Here is a 20,415-nt window from a genome sequence, read left to right as displayed (position 1 = left end):
GGAGGAGAGTATGCGCGTCAGAGATTAAGTGAACCTTAAGAGTTCAATTGGCCTGATAAGACAGCGTCACATCAGGCCATCCGTTTCAGCTTATTCATCAATTCGCGGATGTTGCTGCACCAGGCGGGTACGTTTCGCCTGCAAATCGGCAATCTCGTGGTCAATATCATCGATTTTCTGCTCGATATTATCGTAATGCTCGACGAGAATTTCCTTCGCTTCCTGTATATCTGACGCCGCCGGTGTCGCACCTTTCAACGGACGATTCGCCGTCTCTTTCATGGTTACGCCGGTGATTAAACCAACCACCGCCACTACCATCAGGTAATAGGCAGGCATCATCAGATTCTGCGAGCTTTCGACCAGCCAGGCCGCCAACGTTGGCGTCAGACCGGCAACCAGCACCGAAATATTAAATGCCGCCGCCAGCGCGCTGTAACGGATATGCGTCGGGAACATCGCTGGCAAGGTAGAAGCCATAACGCCCGTGAAGCAGTTAAGGATCACCGCCAGCATCAGTAACCCGGCAAAAATCAGGCCGATGACGTTACTGTTAATCAGAATAAACGCCGGGATCGCCAACACAAACAGTGCAACACTACCAAGTAGCACAAACGGACGACGGCCAAAACGGTCACTCAGCAAGCCCATCACCGGCTGGACAAACAGCATACCGATCATAATGGCGATAATAATCAGCACCCCGTGGTCTTCGGAGTAATGCAGGTTATGCGACAAATAACTCGGCATATAGGTCAGCAACATGTAGTAAGTCACGTTGGTGGCAATTACCAGACCAATACATGTCAACAGGCTGCGCCAGTATTTAGTGGCAATCTCTTTAAACGAGACTTTCGGACCATCCTGCAAACCTTCGCGGTCGCCCTGTTCCAGTTTATCAACATGCTGCTGGAACGCCGGAGTTTCTTCCAGCGCATGGCGCAGGTAAAGCCCGATAATCCCTAACGGCAGAGCAATAAAGAACGGAATACGCCAGCCCCAGTCGAGGAAGTTCGCTTCGCCGACAATGGTCGAAATTAACACCACCACGCCCGCACCCAGCACAAACCCGGCAATAGAACCGAAGTCCAGCCAGCTGCCCATAAAGCCACGTTTACGGTCAGGGGAGTATTCCGCAACAAATATCGACGCCCCGGTATATTCACCGCCGACCGAGAAACCTTGTGCCATCTTACAGATCAACAGCAGAATCGGTGCCCAAATACCAATCGTGTCGTAGGACGGTATTAAACCAATACAGAACGTACTGATCGACATAATCACAATAGTGATAGCGAGGATCTTCTGGCGACCATATTTATCGCCCAACATACCAAAGAAGAGTCCGCCAAGCGGTCGAATCAGAAAGGGAACGGAGAAAGTGGCAAGTGCAGCAACCATCTGCACGCTGGGGTCAGCCCCCGGGAAAAAAACTTTACCTAATGCGTAAGCAACAAAACCATAAACACCAAAATCGAACCATTCCATTGCATTACCCAGTGATGCTGCGGTAATGGCTTTACGCAGTTTACCGTCATCAATAATAGTGACATCACGAAGGGTAATCGGTTTTACTTTTTTCCTTTTCAGCATAGCTTTCCTCGCAGAGTTGGCCCATTTCCGCAAACGCCAGAAAAATCAGCGCGACGGCCGCAAAAGGGGAGCGGGAATTGCAGGATGCAATCTCTGTAACAAGCGTAGCGGGTTTGCTTACACCCTCCGGTTAAGGAATGTACAATCAAACCAGTTGACGCCTGAATTGGGCAGTTAATGAGCTTTTTACCCTACCAGTGTTTAAATTTGTGATCAACTTCACACATGGTTTTCGTTTAGGAGTCATTGATGTAACTGATTATTTACACCAAATTTACAGAGAAGATTTCCTCGACCATTGCCCCCGCCAGACGCTGCGCTGAACAGAGTCGTGGCATCCCCAGTGCGACAGTTTGCCAGCGTTGGGTCACTGACCAGCAAACGGGTTGTTTATCTGCCGTGGACCACTTTCCCAGCCAACTTAAAAAATCAGCATGATCCCCACCCGTCGGGGCGGTTGAAGAGGTAAACCACTGATGGTAATAGTGACGAGTGGTCGTTGCCGCATTAATACTCTCTGCCAGATGTTGTGTCGCTTTCACGCGCAAATCATCAAGCAACAACGCCACCGCTTGCGGGCTTCCCAGACGGCAGGCATCGCCAAATGCCCCCCAGCGCAACTCCTCCAGAACGATAAAACAGCGCCCAGGCAACGACCAGGCGTTATACGCACCAGCACGCCAGCGGGTAAAAATTTGCTCACTCTGATCACCGGCCTGTACCAGTAATCCTCGTTGCGTTAACGCCTTTTCCTTCCAGCGACAACGGGCTGAAAACAACTCATACAAGGCGGCAATTTGCTGGGGGAGCTCCGGGAAAGCAGAGTGCTGGCGGTGATCCATTTTTTGCAGCAGCGCCAGATGCTGCGCGATCTGCGTCAGCGCCAGATGACCGGGATCCAGCATCGACGCCAGTTTTTCCACCAATGTCAGACGCAGGCTAAGCGGCGCATTTAACATGCCGCCGTTCGTCCATGACTGAAGCTGTACGCGCGCAAGAAGTTCCTGCATCAGTCGTTCACGAAACTGCTGCTGATGGGCTTGTGGATGGCGGGCATCATCGCCCTGCGCCAGATCCACTAAAAAGCGGGGATGAATCGACTCCAGCACACGACCGGGGCCGTCAAGTAACGTCTTGGTCAATATCGTTCTGCCGTGAAAAGTGTTTGAATATCATCGCGTAACAGCTGAGCGTCGATGTAAATCCAGCCATGAGTCATCACAGTCTGCTGCAATTGCTGCTGCATCAGCCTGACCACCGATTCATTTTGTTGACGCAGAGCCAGACTTTCGCGTAAACGCGTCTGTAATTCCGTCAAACATGAAGCAAACTCAGCGAAAAAAGTATTCATGCCTGCCGTAACAGATTCATCGACCTGCTCTGCCAGAACTTTAGCCATTTGTTGGCAATAAAGATCGACTTCTGCGCTTAATGCTCGTTGCAACGCACTGTAATCAACCGTCTCTATCGGGGATTTCTCATTTCCCCGTCCCCAGTCGGGCTGATTCAACCAGCGCGAAAAAGTCTCACGCACAACGCCTAAACGCGTGCTCTGCTCGTCCATTGCGTCCTGGCGCGAAATGACTTCACTGAACAGCTGGCGAGTGTTGAAGTGGGGAACTGCGCCGTGAAAAACAGGAAAATGAAACCCAGAACGAAACCCTGACTCGCTCAATTCCATTTTGACTTGTTGCTCAATGGGCCGAATAACATCGGTTAACACCCGGCAAAGAGTGGATTCAAGCTCGGCAAAACGCAGCGTAAAGTCGCGACTGATGGTGTTCTGCGCCGTCTGTAACAGTGTCTCACAGCAGGTACGAATCTCGCTTAATGACCCCGAATCATCCTGAAACAACGCGGCTAACTGGGCATTCACCGCATCTTGCTGTTGACGCAGAAAGAGGTTGGCGGAGGTCAGGGCCAGCTCGATTTCATGTTTAATCTCGCCGCTCACCTGAGCCTGATTGAGTTGAAATAGCTGCAAACTTTCTTCGATCTGGTGGATATTTTGCCGCAATTGTTCACAAGCGACGTTTAACCCGTGCGCACGAAAATCCAGGTATTCCCGCGCCTGCTGCGCGTAATTCAACAGTTTATGCGCGGCAGATCGCAGAGCATACAACGAGGCGTTAGCGTAAGCGGCATGAAGCAACGCCTGAATTGGCTGGGCGAACAGCGAATCTTCCCACAACTGATCGGCAGCATGACGAATATGTTCGAGGTCCGCCAGGTCGGCATGACGCCAGCGCCTGCCGAGCGCGGCATGGGCAAAATCTTCCACCCAGCGTTGTTGCTCTGGCGCGGGTAACTTACCGTTGTTGGCTAACTCATTACGCGCCCGATTCGCCAGGTAGCCCCACATCGACGACACTGGAAATATCTGCTGTGGCGTAATACAGCCTTTCATCAGCGTCCCGGAAATCAGTGCCCGCACCTGGTCGGCGTCGTCACTGTTACGATCCTGTTGATCGAACTTATTGACCAGCACATACAGCGGCACCGATTGCCCCACCGCCAAAATCGCCTCACGGACCTCGTCATCGGAGATCGATTTCAGTTGCGTATAATCCAGCACCGCCAGTACCGCCGAGGCGCGAGCCAGCTGCTGGTTAAGCATTTTTTGCAGATGCGGTTGCCCGGCTTCATTTGGCCCAGGGGTATCCAGTAACGTCAACTGACCGGGATAACTCTCCAGCCCCGCCAGATGGACAAACTCCACTTCAATCACGGGAATATGCTCAATGGCGGCGTAAGCAGAAAAAGGAAAATCGACGTCCAGCGCCTTCGCCAGTCGCACCAAATCATTCAAACTTTTCAGACAATGAAAAATAGGCTGGGCACCCAGATAATATTTTTCGAAAGCGACGCCATTTTCGATCCGCTGCATAAGCGCACGCATATCTTTATCTATTTCCAGCACATCGGTCAGATGCTTAATATCGCAGTCACGCAGGCGCTGTTGTAATTGTTGAATTAAACAGTCGATTGGCGCGACATGTGAAAAATGCAGTACCGGTTCTTTTTGCCCGGGCGTATGACGAATAAGCGTCGGCAGCGCAGTCATTGGGCGATTGCGATTAGGCAGAACCTCCGTACCAACAATGGCATTAATGGTGGTTGATTTCCCTGCTTTCATAGTACCGACAATCGCCAGCACCATTTCCAGTCGGGAAATTTTACGCAACTCATTATTCAGCATCGCGTGACGTTCGGCGATATTAGGCTGACTCCAGGGTAAAGCCAGTTGTGGCGCATCGTCTCCGGGTACAGAGAGAGGCATTTTTTCCAGTAACTGCAACTGTTGGCGAGAAAGCTGTAACAGGCGTTCAGCCTCCTGACTTAACTCATACAGGGTCTGTGTGTACATAGAAAATTTTTCCTTAAAGCAAATTTTATTACTTTTATTTAGCCAGATTGTTTTTGAGTTCTGTTTTCGGCTTTTATAATTACTGCAAGAAATAATTTTATATTTAGAGTGTTGTTTTTTATTAGAATAAATAACGTCTTCCGATACGTTTAAAACGTCAGAAAGATAAAAATATCATTTGAATTAAAAAAAGAACAAGTAGAGCATTAACCTTATCTTAAATAATAAATGGAGGCAAAAAGATTATTTTCTTTTTGCGTTTCCTTTCAAATGAAAACGATCGTCGTCTAAAATCAGCAGTACCCCCGACAAACTCAGGGATTTTGTGTATAATTGCGGCCTTTTTCGGCAATCTGCCGTTTTTTGGCGCTTTTGCCCTGCTGACTTTTGAGGAAATCCACATGTCATTACCACACTGCCCAAAATGCAACTCCGAATACACCTACGAAGATAACGGCATGTACATCTGCCCGGAATGTGCCTACGAATGGAACGACGTAGAACCTGCACAGGAAAGCGACGAGCTGATCGTTAAAGATGCTAACGGCAATCTGCTGGCTGACGGCGACAGCGTTACCATCATTAAAGATCTGAAGGTGAAAGGTAGCTCTTCGATGCTGAAGATCGGTACCAAAGTGAAAAACATTCGCCTGGTTGAAGGCGACCACAACATCGATTGCAAAATCGACGGTTTTGGTCCGATGAAACTGAAATCTGAGTTTGTGAAAAAGAACTGATTGTATTGCTCAATGTAATATTGGCACATGATCGGTAGGCCGGATAAGGCGCTCGCGCCGCATCCGGCTACGGTGCCGACTGCCTGATGCGACGCTCGCGCGTCTTATCAGGCCTACAAATTCTCGCACCATCCGGCAACGGTGCCTAATGCGACGCTTACCGAGTCTTATCAGCCCCCGCTCATCTGTATAATTTTCGAACTACACTTAACTGGCTTCTCTTAACTGAGGTCACCATCATGCCGTTAAGTCCCTACCTCTCTTTTGCTGGTAACTGTTCCGATGCGATTGCCTATTATCAACGCACGTTGGGCGCGGAACTGCTTTATAAAATCAGCTTCGGCGAAATGCCGAAATCAGCGCAGGACAGCGCCGAGAACTGCCCTTCCGGAATGCAATTTCCCGATACCGCCATCGCTCATGCCAACGTGCGCATTGCCGGAAGCGACATCATGATGAGCGATGCCATACCGTCAGGAAAAGCCAGCTACTCCGGCTTTACGCTGGTACTCGATTCGCAACAGGTCGAAGAAGGAAAACGCTGGTTTGACAACCTTGCCGCTAACGGAAAAATCGAAATGGCCTGGCAGGAAACTTTCTGGGCGCATGGCTTCGGCAAAGTCACCGATAAATTTGGCGTACCGTGGATGATTAATGTCGTCAAACAACAACCAACGCACTAACCCGCCGGGAGGCCCGCCCTCCCGCACTGTCATCGAATTCCCGTTAACTCTTCATCTGTTAGTCACTTTTAGTTAACAAAATCGTCACGATAATCCGCCACGATGGAGCCACTTTTTTAGGGAGGCTGCATCATGCAAACGATTATCCGCGTCGAACAACTGAGCAAAACCTTCAATCAGCATCAGGCGCTGCACGCGGTTGATCTGAACATTCATCACGGTGAAATGGTGGCTCTGCTTGGGCCGTCGGGTTCCGGCAAATCCACCCTTTTACGTCACTTAAGCGGCCTGATTGTCGGCGATAAAAAGCCAGAATGCCGCGTCGAACTGCTGGGCCGCACCGTCCAGCAAAATGGCCGCCTGGCCCGCGATATCCGCAAAAGCCGCGCCAACACCGGCTACATCTTCCAACAATTCAACCTGGTGAATCGCCTGAGCGTACTGGAGAACGTGCTGATTGGCGCGCTCGGCAGCACGCCGTTCTGGCGTACCTGTTTTAGCTGGTTCACCCGCGAGCAGAAACAGCGTGCGTTACAGGCACTGACTCGCGTTGGGATGGTGCACTTTGCCCATCAGCGCGTTTCCACGCTCTCCGGCGGCCAGCAGCAGCGTGTGGCGATAGCCCGTGCGCTGATGCAGCAGGCGAAGGTGATTCTGGCCGATGAACCCATCGCCTCGCTGGACCCGGAATCGGCCCGCATCGTGATGGATACCCTGCGCGACATCAACCAGAACGACGGCATCACCGTGGTGGTGACGCTGCATCAGGTGGATTACGCCCTGCGCTACTGCGAACGCATCGTCGCCCTGCGCCAGGGGCACGTCTTCTACGACGGCAGCAGCCAACAGTTTGATAACGAACGTTTTGACCATCTCTACCGCAGCATTAACCGCGTCGAAGAGAACGCGAAAGCTGCCTGACATCCCCATCATTGAGGAAAACGAATGAACGCTAAGATAATTGCCTCGCTGGCCTTCACCAGCATGTTCAGCCTCAGCACCCTGTTCAGCCCGGCACACGCCGAAGAGCAGGAAAAGGCGCTGAATTTCGGCATTATTTCAACGGAATCACAGCAAAACCTGAAACCGCAATGGACGCCTTTCCTGCAAGATATGGAGAAGAAACTGGGCGTAAAGGTCAACGCCTTCTTTGCTCCGGACTACGCGGGCATTATCCAGGGGATGCGCTTCAATAAAGTGGATATCGCCTGGTACGGCAATCTGTCGGCGATGGAAGCGGTGGATCGCGCCAACGGTCAGGTCTTCGCCCAGACGGTCGCGGCGGATGGATCGCCGGGTTACTGGAGCGTGTTGATCGTCAACAAAGACAGTCCGATCAACAACCTGAACGATCTGCTGGCGAAGCGTAAAGATCTCACCTTTGGCAATGGCGATCCTAACTCCACCTCTGGCTTCCTCGTCCCCGGCTACTACGTCTTCGCCAAAAACAATATCTCCGCCAGCGACTTCAAGCGCACCGTCAACGCCGGGCATGAAACCAACGCGCTGGCCGTCGCCAACAAGCAGGTGGATGTGGCGACCAACAACACCGAGAACCTCGACAAGCTGAAAACCTCCGCACCGGAGAAGCTCAAAGAACTGAAGGTGATCTGGAAATCGCCGCTGATCCCAGGCGATCCGATCGTCTGGCGCAAAAATCTTTCCGAAACCACCAAAGACAAGATCTACGACTTCTTTATGAACTACGGCAAAACGCCGGAAGAGAAAGCGGTGCTGGAGCGCCTGGGCTGGGCCCCGTTCCGCGCCTCCAGCGACCTGCAACTGGTGCCAATTCGCCAGCTCGCGCTGTTTAAAGAGATGCAGGGCGTGAAAGGCAATAAGGGACTGAATGAGCAGGACAAGCTGGCAAAAACCACCGCCATTCAGGCGCAACTGGATGATTTGGACCGCCTGAACAACGCGTTAAGCGCAATGAGTTCGGTGAGTAAAGCGGTGCAGTAATGTGCTCGATCGGTCCCCTCTCCCTTGAGGGAGAGGGTTAGGGTGAGGGGGGAAATACGCACGCTGATGCCCTCACCCCGGCCCTCTCCTACAGGGAGAGGGAGAAAACATTAAACGGAGCCAAACATGCAAACCATCACCATCGCCCCACCCAAGCGCAGCTGGTTCTCGATCTTCAGCTGGGCCGTTGTTCTCGCCGTACTGGTCGTCTCGTGGCAGGGCGCGGAAATGGCCCCGCTCACGCTGATTAAAGACGGCGGCAACATGGCGACGTTCGCCGCCGACTTCTTCCCGCCCGATTTCAGCCAGTGGCAGGATTACCTCACCGAAATGGCCGTCACGCTGCAAATCGCCGTCTGGGGCACTGCGCTGGCAGTCGTTCTCTCCATCCCCTTCGGCCTGATGAGCGCCGAAAACCTGGTGCCGTGGTGGGTTTACCAGCCCGTTCGCCGCCTGATGGACGCCTGCCGCGCCATTAACGAGATGGTCTTCGCCATGCTGTTCGTGGTCGCCGTCGGTCTCGGTCCGTTCGCTGGCGTACTGGCGCTGTTTATCCACACCACCGGCGTGCTCTCCAAACTGCTTTCCGAAGCGGTAGAAGCAATTGAACCCGGCCCGGTGGAAGGTATTCGCGCCACTGGTGCCAACAAGCTCGAAGAGATCCTCTATGGCGTGCTGCCGCAGGTGATGCCGCTGCTGATCTCCTACTCCCTCTATCGCTTCGAATCCAACGTCCGTTCGGCCACCGTTGTTGGCATGGTCGGCGCTGGCGGGATCGGCGTCACGCTGTGGGAAGCGATTCGCGGTTTCCAGTTCCAGCAAACCTGCGCCCTGATGGTGCTGATTATCGTCACGGTCAGCCTGCTGGATTTCCTCTCTCAACGGTTGCGTAAGCACTTTATCTGATAAGCGAGGCATTGATAGCTATGCACTTGTCTACACATCCGACCAGCTACCCAACACGCTATCAGGAGATAGCCGCAAAACTTGAGCAGGAGCTTCGTCAACACTACCGCTGCGGCGACTATCTTCCCGCCGAGCATCAACTGGCGGCACGCTTTGAGGTGAATCGCCACACCCTGCGCCGCGCCATCGACCAACTGGTGGAAAAAGGCTGGGTACAGCGCCGTCAGGGCGTCGGCGTGCTGGTGCTGATGCGCCCGTTCGATTACCCGCTCAACGCCCAGGCGCGTTTTAGCCAGAACCTGCTGGATCAGGGTAGCCATCCCACCAGCGAAAAACTGCTGTCGGTGCTGCGCCCGGCCTCCGGCCACGTCGCTGACGCGCTGGGGATAACCGAGGGCGAGAACGTTATCCACCTGCGCACCCTGCGTCGGGTCAACGGCGTCGCACTCTGTTTAATCGACCACTACTTTGCGGACCTCACTCTCTGGCCGACGCTGCAACGCTTCGACAGCGGCTCGCTGCACGATTTTTTGCACGAGCAAACGGGAATTGCGCTGCGCCGCAGCCAGACGCGGATCAGCGCCCGCCGCGCCCAGGCCAAAGAGTGCCAGCGTCTTGAAATTCCGAATATGTCGCCGCTGCTGTGCGTGCGCACCCTTAACCACCGTGACGGTGAAAGCAGCCCGGCGGAGTACTCCGTCAGCCTGACGCGCGCCGACATGATTGAATTCACCATGGAGCACTGAATGCACGCAGATACCGCGACCCGCCAGCACTGGATGTCCGTGCTGGCGCACAGCCAACCGGCTGAACTGGCTAACCGCCTTAAAGCGCTAAACATCACCGCCGACTATGACATGATCCGCGCCGCCGAAACCGGCCTGGTACAGATTCAGGCGCGAATGGGTGGCACCGGCGAACGCTTTTTTGCTGGCGACGCTACGCTCACCCGCGCCGCTGTACGCCTTACTGACGGCACGCTCGGCTACAGCTGGGTGCTGGGGCGCGACAAACAGCACGCCGAACGCTGCGCGCTGATTGACGCGCTGATGCAGCAATCTCGCCACTTTCAAAACTTATCAGAAACCCTTATTGCCCCGCTGGACGCTGACCGTATGGCACGCATTGCCGCACGCCAGGCCGAAGTGAACGCCAGTCGGGTCGACTTCTTTACGATGGTTCGCGGAGACAACGCATGACCCTGGAAACCGCTTTTATGCTTCCCGTGCAGGATGCCCAGCACAGTTTTCGTCGCCTGTTAAAGGCCATGAGCGAGCCGGGCGTGATTGTCGCCCTGCATCAACTCAAACGCGGCTGGCAGCCGCTGAATATCGCCACCACCAGCGTGCTGCTGACGCTGGCCGATAACGACACGCCGGTGTGGCTTTCTGCGCCATTAAGTAACGATATCGTCAGCCAGAGCCTGCGTTTTCATACCAACGCGCCGCTGGTCAATCAGCCGGAACAGGCGACCTTCGCAGTGACGGATGAGGCGATTGCCAGCGAGCAGCTCAACGCCCTTTCCATCGGCACCGCCGTTGCGCCGGAAGCCGGTGCGACGTTGATTTTACAGGTCACCAGCCTGAGCGGCGGACGCATGCTGCGCCTCACCGGCGCGGGTATTGCCGAAGAACGGATGATCGCCCCGCAACTGCCGGAGTGCATTCTGCACGAACTCACCGAGCGCCCGCACCCGTTCCCGCTCGGCATCGACCTGATCCTGACCTGCGGCGAGCGCCTGCTGGCTATCCCGCGAACCACTCATGTGGAGGTGTGCTGATGTACGTTGCCGTGAAAGGGGGCGAAAAGGCGATCGACGCCGCCCACGCCCTGCAAGAGAGCCGACGCCGGGGCGATACTGATTTGCCTGAACTGAGCGTCGCCCAGATTGAACAGCAGCTTAATCTCGCGGTGGATCGCGTGATGACCGAAGGCGGCATTGCCGACCGTGAACTGGCGGCACTAGCGCTGAAACAGGCCAGCGGCGATAACGTTGAAGCGATTTTCCTGTTGCGCGCCTACCGCACGACGCTGGCAAAGCTGGCGGTGAGCGAGCCGCTCGACACCACCGAGATGCGGCTCGAACGCCGTATTTCGGCGGTTTATAAAGACATTCCCGGCGGCCAGTTGCTTGGCCCGACCTACGACTACACCCATCGCCTGCTCGATTTCACCCTGCTGGCGAATGGCGAAGCGCCGACGCTGACCACCGCCGACAGCGAGCAAGCCCCATCGCCGCACGTTTTCAGCCTGCTGGCGCGTCAGGGGCTGGCGAAGTTTGAAGAGGATAGCGGCGCACAGCCGGACGACATCACCCGCACGCCGCCGGTTTACCCCTGCTCACGTTCTTCCCGTTTGCAGCAGCTCATGCGCGGAGACGAAGGCTATTTGCTGGCGCTGGCCTACTCCACCCAGCGTGGTTACGGACGCAATCACCCGTTCGCAGGCGAAATCCGCAGTGGCTATATCGACGTGTCTATTGTGCCGGAAGAGCTGGGATTTGCGGTGAACATCGGCGAACTGCTGATGACCGAGTGTGAAATGGTCAACGGTTTTATCGACCCGCCGGATGAGCCGCCGCACTTCACGCGCGGCTACGGGCTGGTGTTCGGCATGAGCGAGCGCAAAGCGATGGCAATGGCGCTGGTTGACCGCGCTCTACAAGCCCCGGAGTACGGCGAGCACGCGACAGGCCCGGCGCAGGATGAAGAGTTCGTGCTGGCGCATGCCGACAACGTCGAAGCCGCAGGCTTTGTCTCGCACCTCAAACTCCCGCACTACGTCGATTTCCAGGCCGAACTGGAGCTACTCAAACGTCTGCAACAGGAGCAGAACCATGGCTAATCTGAGCGGCTACAACTTTGCCTACCTCGACGAGCAGACCAAACGTATGATCCGCCGCGCCATCTTAAAAGCGGTGGCGATCCCCGGTTATCAGGTGCCGTTTGGCGGGCGCGAGATGCCGATGCCATACGGCTGGGGAACTGGTGGTATCCAGCTTACCGCCAGCGTGATTGGCGAAAGCGACGTGTTGAAGGTGATTGACCAGGGCGCGGATGACACCACCAACGCCGTATCAATTCGCAACTTTTTCAAGCGCGTGACCGGGGTAAACACCACTGAACGTACGGATGATGCGACGCTTATCCAGACGCGCCACCGCATCCCCGAAACGCCGCTGACCGAAGATCAGATCATTATTTTCCAGGTGCCGATCCCCGAACCGCTGCGCTTTATCGAGCCGCGCGAAACGGAGACCCGCACTATGCACGCGCTGGAGGAGTACGGCGTGATGCAGGTGAAACTGTATGAAGATATCGCCCGCTTCGGTCATATCGCCACCACCTACGCCTATCCGGTGAAGGTGAACGGACGCTACGTAATGGACCCATCGCCGATCCCGAAATTTGATAACCCGAAAATGGACATGATGCCCGCCCTGCAACTGTTTGGCGCGGGGCGCGAGAAGCGTATTTATGCGGTGCCGCCGTTTACCCGCGTGGAAAGCCTCGATTTCGACGATCATCCGTTCACCGTTCAGCAGTGGGATGAACCCTGCGCCATCTGCGGATCGACCCACAGCTATCTCGATGAAGTGGTGCTGGATGACGCCGGAAACCGCATGTTTGTCTGTTCCGATACCGATTATTGCCGCCAACAGAGCGAGGCGAAAAGCCAATGAATCAACCGTTACTTTCGGTCAATAACCTGACCCACCTCTACGCACCGGGCAAAGGCTTCAGCGACGTTTCTTTTGATTTATGGCCGGGGGAAGTGCTGGGCATCGTCGGGGAATCCGGTTCCGGGAAGACCACGCTGCTGAAATCAATCTCCGCGCGCCTGACGCCGCAGCAGGGGGAGATTCGCTATGAAAACCGTTCCCTCTATGGCATGAGCGAAGCCGACCGCCGCCGTTTACTGCGCACCGAATGGGGCGTGGTACATCAGCATCCGCTCGACGGCCTGCGTCGCCAGGTCTCGGCAGGCGGCAATATCGGCGAACGGCTGATGGCGACCGGGGCGCGTCATTACGGCGATATTCGCGCCACCGCGCAGAAGTGGCTGGAAGAGGTGGAGATTCCCGCCAACCGGATCGACGACCTGCCGACCACTTTTTCCGGCGGTATGCAGCAGCGTTTGCAGATTGCCCGCAACCTGGTGACGCATCCGAAGCTGGTGTTTATGGATGAACCGACCGGCGGGCTGGATGTATCAGTGCAAGCGCGCCTGCTCGATCTGCTGCGCGGTCTGGTGGTGGAGCTGAACCTGGCGGTGGTGATTGTCACCCACGATCTGGGCGTCGCCCGCCTGCTGGCGGACCGTTTGCTGGTGATGAAGCAAGGGCAAGTGGTGGAGAGTGGGTTAACCGACCGCGTGCTCGACGACCCGCATCACCCGTATACCCAGCTGCTGGTGTCATCGGTTTTGCAGAATTGAGCCTTGCTTGTGTCGGGTGGCGCTGCGCTTACCCGACCTACGGTACATGTAGGCCGGATAAGGCGTAGCCGCCATCCGGCTTATCAGGCCTACAAAACCATCGTAATACATTGATATTGATTCATTTGTAGGCCGGATAAGGCGCAGCCGCCATCCGGCAAAAACACGAAGAGGCCAAAATGATCCGCGTCGAAAACGTCAGTAAAACCTTCATCCTGCACCAACAAAACGGCGTGCGCCTGCCCGTCTTACAACGCGCCTCGCTCACCGTCAACGCGGGCGAATGCGTGGTGCTCCACGGCCATTCCGGCAGCGGCAAATCAACCCTGCTGCGCTCGCTGTACGCTAACTATCTGCCCGACGAAGGGCAAATTCAGATCAAACATGGTGACGAGTGGGTAGACCTGGTCACCGCGCCAGCGCGCAAAGTGGTGGAAATCCGCAAAACCACCGTCGGCTGGGTGAGCCAGTTTCTGCGGGTCATCCCGCGTATTTCGGCGCTGGAAGTGGTAATGCAGCCGCTGCTCGATACCGGCGTTCCGCGTGAAGCCTGCGCCGCTAAAGCCGCCCGTCTGCTCACCCGCCTGAACGTGCCGGAACGTCTGTGGCACCTGGCGCCATCGACCTTCTCCGGCGGCGAACAGCAGCGCGTCAACATCGCGCGCGGCTTTATCGTCGATTACCCCATTCTGCTGCTCGACGAACCTACTGCCTCGCTGGACGCCAAAAACAGCGCCGCGGTGGTGGAACTGATCCGCGAAGCTAAAACCCGCGGCGCAGCCATCGTCGGCATCTTCCACGACGAAGCCGTACGCAATGACGTCGCCGACCGCCTCCACCCAATGGGAGCCTCTGCATGATTATCAATAACGTCAAACTGGTGCTGGAAAACGAAGTGGTACACGGTTCGCTGGAGGTGCAGGACGGCGAAATTCGCGCCTTTGCCGAAAGCCAGAGCCGCCTGCCAGAAGCGATGGACGGCGAAGGTGGCTGGCTGCTGCCGGGGCTGATTGAGCTGCATACCGACAACCTCGATAAATTCTTCACTCCGCGCCCGAAAGTGGACTGGCCTGCCCACTCAGCGATGAGCAGCCACGACGCGCTGATGGTGGCGAGCGGCATCACCACGGTGCTGGATGCCGTGGCGATTGGCGACGTGCGCGACGGCGGCGATCGGCTGGAGAATCTGGAGAAGATGATCAACGCCATCGAAGAGACGCAGAAACGCGGGGTCAACCGCGCCGAGCACCGTCTGCACCTGCGCTGTGAACTGCCGCATCACACTACGCTGCCGCTGTTTGAAAAACTGGTGCAGCGCGAGCCGGTCACGCTGGTGTCGCTGATGGACCACTCGCCGGGCCAGCGCCAGTTCGCCAATCGCGAGAAGTATCGCGAATATTACCAGGGCAAATACTCGCTCACCGATGCGCAGATGCAGCAGTACGAAGAGGAACAACTGGCGCTTGCCGCACGCTGGTCGCAGCCGAATCGCGAAACCATCGCCGCAATATGCCGCGCGCGACAAATTGCCCTCGCCAGCCACGATGATGCTACGCACGAGCACGTTGCCGAATCCCACCAGCTTGGCAGCGTAATCGCCGAATTTCCCACCACGTTCGAAGCGGCGGAAGCTTCGCGCAAGCATGGCATGAATGTATTGATGGGCGCGCCGAATATTGTGCGCGGCGGTTCGCACTCCGGCAACGTGGCGGCAAGCGAACTGGCACAGCTTGGCCTGCTGGATATCCTCTCTTCCGACTACTACCCCGCCAGCCTGCTCGATGCGGCATTTCGCGTCGCCGATGACGAGAGCAACCGCTTTACGCTGCCGCAGGCGGTGAAGCTGGTGACTAAAAATCCGGCGCAGGCGCTTAATCTTCAGGATCGCGGGGTGATTGGCGAGGGCAAACGCGCCGACCTGGTGCTGGCGCATCGCAAGGGCAACCACATTCATATCGATCACGTCTGGCGTCAGGGTAAAAGGGTGTTCTGATGACGGGAAAACTGATTTGGTTAATGGGGGCCTCTGGCTCCGGAAAAGACAGTCTGTTGACGGAACTCCGCCAGCGGGAACAAACTCAGCTACTGGTAGCGCATCGCTACATCACGCGCGCCGCCAGCGCCGGAAGTGAAAACCATATCGCCCTGAGCGAGCAGGAGTTTTTTACCCGCGCGGGGCAGAACCTTCTGGCCTTAAGCTGGCACGCCAACGGCCTGTATTATGGCATCGGCGTCGAGATTGACCTCTGGCTACACGCCGGATTCGACGTGGTGGTCAACGGCTCACGCGCGCATTTGCCGCAGGCGCGGGCGCGCTATCAATCGGCTCTGCTGCCTATCTGTTTACAGGTGTCACCGGAGATCCTGCGCCAGCGTCTGGAAAACCGTGGTCGTGAAAATGCCAGTGAAATTAACGCCCGGCTGGCGCGCGCTGCCCGCTATACTCCTCAGGATTGTCTTACGCTCAATAATGACGGCAGCCTGCGCCAGTCGGTCGACAAGCTGCTGACGCTGATTCATCAGAAGGAGAAACACCATGCCTGCTTGTGAGCTTCGTCCGGCCACGCAGTACGACACCGACGCGGTTTACGCGCTGATTTGTGAGCTAAAACAGGCGGAGTTTGACCACCATGCGTTTCGCGTGGGCTTTAACGCCAACCTGCGCGACCCGAACATGCGCTACCATCTGGCGCTGCTGGAAGGCGAAGTTGTCGGCATGATCGGCCTGCATTTGCAGTTTCATCTGCATCATGTCAACTGGATCGGCGAAATTCAGGAACTGGTGGTGATGCCGCAGGCGCGCGGTCTGAACGTCGGCAGTAAATTACTGGCATGGGCCGAAGAAGAAGCCCGCCAGGCCGGGGCCGAAATGACCGAGCTTTCCACCAACGTCAAGCGCCACGACGCGCACCGTTTCTATCTGCGCGAAGGCTACGAGCAGAGCCACTTCCGCTTCACCAAGGCGCTGTAACATGAGCCTGACCCTCACACTTACTGGCACTGGCGGCGCACAGGGTGTTCCCGCATGGGGCTGTGAGTGCGCGGCCTGCGCCAGAGCGCGGCGCTCACCGCAGTATCGCCGCCAGCCATGCAGCGGCGTCGTGAAGTTTAACGACGCGATCACCCTGATCGACGCCGGACTGCACGATCTCGCCGATCGCTGGTCGCCCGGATCGTTCCAGCAGTTTTTGCTGACGCACTACCATATGGATCACGTGCAGGGGCTGTTTCCGCTGCGCTGGGGCGTGGGCGATTCGATCCCGGTCTACGGCCCGCCGGATGAACAGGGCTGCGACGATCTGTTTAAACATCCGGGCCTGCTTGATTTCAGCCACACGGTGGAGCCATTTGTGATGTTTGATTTGCAGGGATTACAGGTCACGCCGCTGCCGCTCAACCATTCGAAACTCACTTTCGGCTATCTACTGGAAACGGCACATAGCCGGGTGGCGTGGCTGTCTGACACCGCAGGCCTGCCGGAAAAAACGGTGAAATTTTTATGCAATAATCAGCCACAGGTAATGGTGATTGATTGCAGCCACCCACCGCGCGCGAATTCGCCACGCAATCACTGTGATTTAAACACCGTGCTGGCGCTGAATGAAGTTATCCGCTCGCCGTGCGTGGTTCTGACACATATCAGCCATCAGTTTGATGCGTGGCTGATGGAGAACATACTGCCGTCAGGGTTTGAGGCGGGGTTTGATGGGATGGAGATTGGGGTGGAGTGATGGGTGAGGGGCGATGCCTGCTCTAAACTCAACATCACCGCCCATACTCATCTTCCATTCTCCGCTCTTCATCTTCTAGCTGCCGACGCTCCTGATCCAGCTGGCGCTGGCGATCGTCCAGCTGCCTGCGGCGATCTTCAAACTTGCGGCGGCGATCTTCATATTGTCTGCGCCGATCGTCGTTCACTTCACGCTGCCAGCCGTCGTCGCGCCAATCTTCATAGTCTCGCCCACGGTCAGGGTTATAAGCATCGTTAATCGCCTGCTGAATATTGCCAATGGTGTCGTCGATAATATCGGCCTGGGCCGGAACGGTGGACAGCGTGAGCAGGGTGAATAAAAGAAATAGCGGAAAACGTTTCATTAGCCAACCTCAAAAAGAAACTCTATCCACATTAGTCATTACTCATCCATGCAAGTAGTGGATGAATCTCAATTTTTCCGCTGCTCTATTGCCGTAATCGCCTCCACGCGTTGTTGATGACGACCGCCTTCGTACTGCGCGCCCAGCCACGCATCCACAATCATTTTTGCCAGTTCGAGGCCAACCACTCGTGAACCAAAAGCCAGTGCAACTTCACTGGCGTAATGCGGATAATCAGTGCGCTCTGACGACCTGGTTTCTTTATCAATCCCCTCACTCATTGACCATGAATAAAAGGCTGGCACAGCAACGCAGAATCCTGCGGTGCCAGCGACATGACCGCCCATTGCTCCGGTACGTTTTTTAATAAGAAACACCGGTTGCATTGATTAATTGTGCTCAGTATTTGCCGAAGTACAATATATATAATAAATATATAAAACACCTCATATTATTTACAGAGATAATAAATTCGCGTACTTTTCCCTCTTCAGCACAAATGCCTAATAAAATGGCTCGTTCCGCTCACACTTCCACTTATTAAAATCGCAATTTCCCAATTATGATAACGCCAGCTTTAAATGACGTATTTTGCATGGATTACATATTTACGACACAAATGATAAATGGAGATTTATATGAATAACTCTCGGTTATTCCGTTTGAGCAGGATTGTTATTGCGTTAACTGCCGCCAGCGGCATGATGGTAAATACCGCTCACGCAACAGATGAAGCGAAAGCCGCCACTCAATATACCCAACAGGTTAATCAGAATTACGCCAAATCATTACCGTTTAGCGATCGTCAGGATTTTGACGATGCCCAGCGCGGATTTATCGCCCCGCTGCTGGATGAAGGTATTCTGCGCGATGCGAATGGCAAAGTTTACTACCGCGCGAATGATTACAAATTTGATATTAATGCCGCTGCGCCGGAAACCGTAAACCCCAGCCTGTGGCGTCAGTCGCAGATCAACGGCATTTCTGGTCTGTTCAAAGTCACCGATAAAATGTATCAGGTGCGCGGCCAGGATATCTCTAACATTACATTCGTTGAGGGCGAGAAAGGCATTATTGTTATCGACCCACTGGTGACGCCGCCTGCCGCAAAAGCCGCACTTGACCTTTACTTCCAGCATCGTCCGCAAAAACCGATTGTTGCTGTTATTTACACCCACAGCCACGCCGACCATTATGGCGGTGTGAAAGGCATTATCTCTGAAGCGGATGTTAAATCTGGCAAAGTGCAGGTGATCGCTCCGGCAGGCTTTATGGACGAAGCCATCAGCGAAAACGTGCTGGCGGGTAACATCATGAGCCGCCGTGCGCTCTACTCTTACGGTCTGTTACTGCCGCACAACGCGCAAGGCAACGTGGGCAACGGCCTGGGCGTGACGCTGGCAACGGGCGACCCGAGCATTATTGCGCCAACCAAAACGATTGTCAGAACTGGCGAGAAGATGATTATCGACGGCCTGGAGTTTGACTTCCTGATGACTCCGGGTAGCGAAGCGCCAGCCGAAATGCACTTCTATATTCCGGCCCTGAAAGCCCTGTGTACCGCCGAAAACGCCACGCATACCCTGCACAACTTCTACACCCTGCGCGGCGCGAAAACCCGCGATACCAGCAAGTGGACAGAGTATCTGAACGAAACGCTGGATATGTGGGGTAACGACGCGGAAGTACTGTTTATGCCGCACACCTGGCCGGTCTGGGGCAATAAGCATATCAATGATTATATTGGTAAATATCGCGATACTATCAAATACATTCACGACCAGACCCTGCACCTGGCGAACCAGGGTTACACCATGAATGAAATTGGCGACATGATTAAGCTGCCACCTGCGCTTGCCAATAACTGGGCCAGCCGCGGCTATTACGGTTCTGTTAGCCACAACGCCCGTGCAGTGTATAACTTCTATCTCGGCTATTATGACGGCAATCCAGCTAACCTACATCCGTACGGTCAGGTGGAGATGGGCAAACGTTACGTGAAAGCGCTGGGCGGTTCCGCCCGTGTCATCAACCTGGCGCAAGAAGCGAACAAGCAAGGGGATTACCGCTGGTCAGCAGAGTTGCTGAAACAGGTGATTGCCGCCAATCCGGGTGACCAGGTGGCGAAGAATCTGCAAGCGAATAACTTTGAACAGCTGGGCTATCAGGCCGAGTCCGCCACCTGGCGCGGTTTCTACCTGACCGGCGCAAAAGAGCTGCGCGAAGGGGTGCATAAGTTCAGCCACGGCACCACGGGTTCTCCGGACACCCTTCGCGGGATGTCGGTCGAAATGCTGTTCGACTTTATGGCCGTTCGCCTCGATAGCGCGAAAGCCGCAGGTAAGAATATCAGCCTGAACTTCAATATGAGCAACGGCGATAACCTCAACCTGACGCTGAACGATAGCGTGCTTAACTACCGTAAAACGCTGCAACCTGAAGCCAACGCCTCTTTCTACATCAGCCGTGAAGATCTTCACGCCGTGCTGACCGGACAAGCCAAAATGGCGGATCTGGTAAAAGCGAAGAAAGCCAAAATTATTGGCAATGGCGCGAAACTGGAAGAAATTATTGCCTGTCTGGATAATTTCGATTTGTGGGTGAATATCGTAACCCCAAATTAATGCCACTCACT

At 55.2% G+C, this 20,415-nt stretch carries 22 protein-coding genes; 17 read left to right on the top strand and 5 right to left on the bottom strand.

The genetic code is table 11. The features are described 5' to 3' along the window. Nucleotides 1-90 precede the first annotated feature (90 nt). The 3 genes from proP to crfC form a co-directional block, all read right to left on the bottom strand. A complete protein-coding gene (gene proP / locus BGE37_RS17150) occupies nt 91-1,593 on the bottom strand; it encodes a glycine betaine/L-proline transporter ProP (RefSeq protein ID WP_001298520.1) in 1,503 nt (500 codons plus the stop codon). 263 nt (nt 1,594-1,856) lie between these two features. Beyond that, nucleotides 1,857-2,735 carry a diguanylate cyclase regulator RdcB family protein gene (locus BGE37_RS17145; protein ID WP_105288258.1) on the bottom strand — a complete coding sequence of 293 codons (879 nt, stop codon included), beginning with the start codon at nt 2,733-2,735 and terminating at the stop codon, nt 1,857-1,859. Further along, nucleotides 2,732-4,960 carry a clamp-binding protein CrfC gene (crfC, locus tag BGE37_RS17140; protein ID WP_105288257.1) on the bottom strand — a complete coding sequence of 743 codons (2,229 nt, stop codon included), beginning with the start codon at nt 4,958-4,960 and terminating at the stop codon, nt 2,732-2,734. Before crfC ends, BGE37_RS17145 begins: the two co-directional genes overlap by 4 nt. Nucleotides 4,961-5,361: 401 nt before the next feature. On the opposite strand from crfC, the gene BGE37_RS17130 reads away from it, so the two are divergent. From BGE37_RS17130 to phnP, 16 genes are all read left to right on the top strand, one after another. Then, on the top strand, nt 5,362-5,697 hold the full coding sequence (locus BGE37_RS17130; protein WP_097330822.1) for a zinc ribbon domain-containing protein YjdM: 336 nt from the start codon (nt 5,362-5,364) through the stop codon (nt 5,695-5,697). Between the two features lie 239 nt (nt 5,698-5,936). Further along, nucleotides 5,937-6,380, top strand: a complete 444-nt coding sequence (yjdN, locus tag BGE37_RS17125; RefSeq protein WP_001131334.1) for a VOC family metalloprotein YjdN — start codon at nt 5,937-5,939, stop codon at nt 6,378-6,380. A 132-nt stretch (nt 6,381-6,512) separates the two neighbouring features. Continuing rightward, complete coding sequence (gene phnC, locus BGE37_RS17120; RefSeq protein WP_053883866.1) at nt 6,513-7,301, top strand: phosphonate ABC transporter ATP-binding protein; 789 nt, start codon at nt 6,513-6,515, stop codon at nt 7,299-7,301. A 24-nt stretch (nt 7,302-7,325) separates the two neighbouring features. Then, nucleotides 7,326-8,342 (top strand): phosphonate ABC transporter substrate-binding protein, encoded by a 1,017-nt coding sequence (gene phnD / locus BGE37_RS17115; protein WP_105288256.1) that lies wholly within the window; start codon nt 7,326-7,328, stop codon nt 8,340-8,342. A 126-nt stretch (nt 8,343-8,468) separates the two neighbouring features. Continuing rightward, nucleotides 8,469-9,248, top strand: a complete 780-nt coding sequence (gene phnE, locus BGE37_RS17110) for a phosphonate ABC transporter, permease protein PhnE (protein WP_001193492.1) — start codon at nt 8,469-8,471, stop codon at nt 9,246-9,248. 20 nt (nt 9,249-9,268) lie between these two features. After that, the gene (gene phnF, locus BGE37_RS17105) at nt 9,269-9,994 is read left to right on the top strand and encodes a phosphonate metabolism transcriptional regulator PhnF (protein WP_105288255.1); all 726 of its coding nucleotides are present in this window, start codon (nt 9,269-9,271) and stop codon (nt 9,992-9,994) included. Then, entirely contained in the window at nt 9,995-10,447 is a 453-nt protein-coding gene (gene phnG / locus BGE37_RS17100) for a phosphonate C-P lyase system protein PhnG (RefSeq protein WP_105288254.1), read from the top strand. Then, complete coding sequence (gene phnH / locus BGE37_RS17095) at nt 10,444-11,028, top strand: phosphonate C-P lyase system protein PhnH (protein ID WP_105288253.1); 585 nt, start codon at nt 10,444-10,446, stop codon at nt 11,026-11,028. The genes phnG and phnH overlap by 4 nt, the downstream gene beginning before the upstream one ends. Next, complete coding sequence (phnI, locus tag BGE37_RS17090; RefSeq protein WP_105288252.1) at nt 11,028-12,092, top strand: alpha-D-ribose 1-methylphosphonate 5-triphosphate synthase subunit PhnI; 1,065 nt, start codon at nt 11,028-11,030, stop codon at nt 12,090-12,092. Before phnH ends, phnI begins: the two co-directional genes overlap by 1 nt. After that, entirely contained in the window at nt 12,085-12,930 is an 846-nt protein-coding gene (phnJ, locus tag BGE37_RS17085; protein ID WP_000002284.1) for an alpha-D-ribose 1-methylphosphonate 5-phosphate C-P-lyase PhnJ, read from the top strand. Before phnI ends, phnJ begins: the two co-directional genes overlap by 8 nt. Further along, complete coding sequence (gene phnK / locus BGE37_RS17080; protein WP_001075536.1) at nt 12,927-13,685, top strand: phosphonate C-P lyase system protein PhnK; 759 nt, start codon at nt 12,927-12,929, stop codon at nt 13,683-13,685. The genes phnJ and phnK overlap by 4 nt, the downstream gene beginning before the upstream one ends. 179 nt (nt 13,686-13,864) lie before the next feature. Then, nucleotides 13,865-14,545 carry a phosphonate C-P lyase system protein PhnL gene (phnL, locus tag BGE37_RS17070; RefSeq protein ID WP_105288251.1) on the top strand — a complete coding sequence of 227 codons (681 nt, stop codon included), beginning with the start codon at nt 13,865-13,867 and terminating at the stop codon, nt 14,543-14,545. Further along, the gene (gene phnM / locus BGE37_RS17065) at nt 14,542-15,678 is read left to right on the top strand and encodes an alpha-D-ribose 1-methylphosphonate 5-triphosphate diphosphatase (protein WP_105288250.1); all 1,137 of its coding nucleotides are present in this window, start codon (nt 14,542-14,544) and stop codon (nt 15,676-15,678) included. The genes phnL and phnM overlap by 4 nt, the downstream gene beginning before the upstream one ends. Next, nucleotides 15,678-16,235 carry a ribose 1,5-bisphosphokinase gene (gene phnN / locus BGE37_RS17060; protein ID WP_032185702.1) on the top strand — a complete coding sequence of 186 codons (558 nt, stop codon included), beginning with the start codon at nt 15,678-15,680 and terminating at the stop codon, nt 16,233-16,235. The genes phnM and phnN overlap by 1 nt, the downstream gene beginning before the upstream one ends. Beyond that, the gene (gene phnO / locus BGE37_RS17055) at nt 16,222-16,656 is read left to right on the top strand and encodes an aminoalkylphosphonate N-acetyltransferase (protein ID WP_088541545.1); all 435 of its coding nucleotides are present in this window, start codon (nt 16,222-16,224) and stop codon (nt 16,654-16,656) included. The genes phnN and phnO overlap by 14 nt, the downstream gene beginning before the upstream one ends. Before the next feature lies 1 nt (nt 16,657). Then, a complete protein-coding gene (phnP, locus tag BGE37_RS17050; protein WP_105288249.1) occupies nt 16,658-17,416 on the top strand; it encodes a phosphonate metabolism protein PhnP in 759 nt (252 codons plus the stop codon). 34 nt (nt 17,417-17,450) lie between these two features. Here the strand turns inward: phnP and yjdP are convergent, their stop codons facing one another. Both yjdP and BGE37_RS17040 read right to left on the bottom strand, forming a co-directional pair. Then, the gene (yjdP, locus tag BGE37_RS17045; RefSeq protein ID WP_105288248.1) at nt 17,451-17,780 is read right to left on the bottom strand and encodes a DDRRRQL repeat protein YjdP; all 330 of its coding nucleotides are present in this window, start codon (nt 17,778-17,780) and stop codon (nt 17,451-17,453) included. A gap of 68 nt (nt 17,781-17,848) precedes the next feature. After that, the gene (locus BGE37_RS17040; RefSeq protein ID WP_001183291.1) at nt 17,849-18,166 is read right to left on the bottom strand and encodes an RpiB/LacA/LacB family sugar-phosphate isomerase; all 318 of its coding nucleotides are present in this window, start codon (nt 18,164-18,166) and stop codon (nt 17,849-17,851) included. 252 nt (nt 18,167-18,418) lie between these two features. Here BGE37_RS17040 and yjcS point away from each other — a divergent pair, with 252 nt between their 5' ends. Beyond that, complete coding sequence (gene yjcS, locus BGE37_RS17035; protein ID WP_105288247.1) at nt 18,419-20,404, top strand: alkyl sulfatase YjcS; 1,986 nt, start codon at nt 18,419-18,421, stop codon at nt 20,402-20,404. Nucleotides 20,405-20,415: the final 11 nt, after the last annotated feature.

Source organism: Escherichia sp. MOD1-EC6300, assembly GCF_002965045.1.
In the GTDB taxonomy this organism is placed as follows: Bacteria; Pseudomonadota; Gammaproteobacteria; order Enterobacterales; family Enterobacteriaceae; genus Escherichia; species Escherichia coli_F.
Note: the sequence above shows the minus strand (reverse complement) of the source record. Positions and strands in the feature narration are given on the sequence as shown.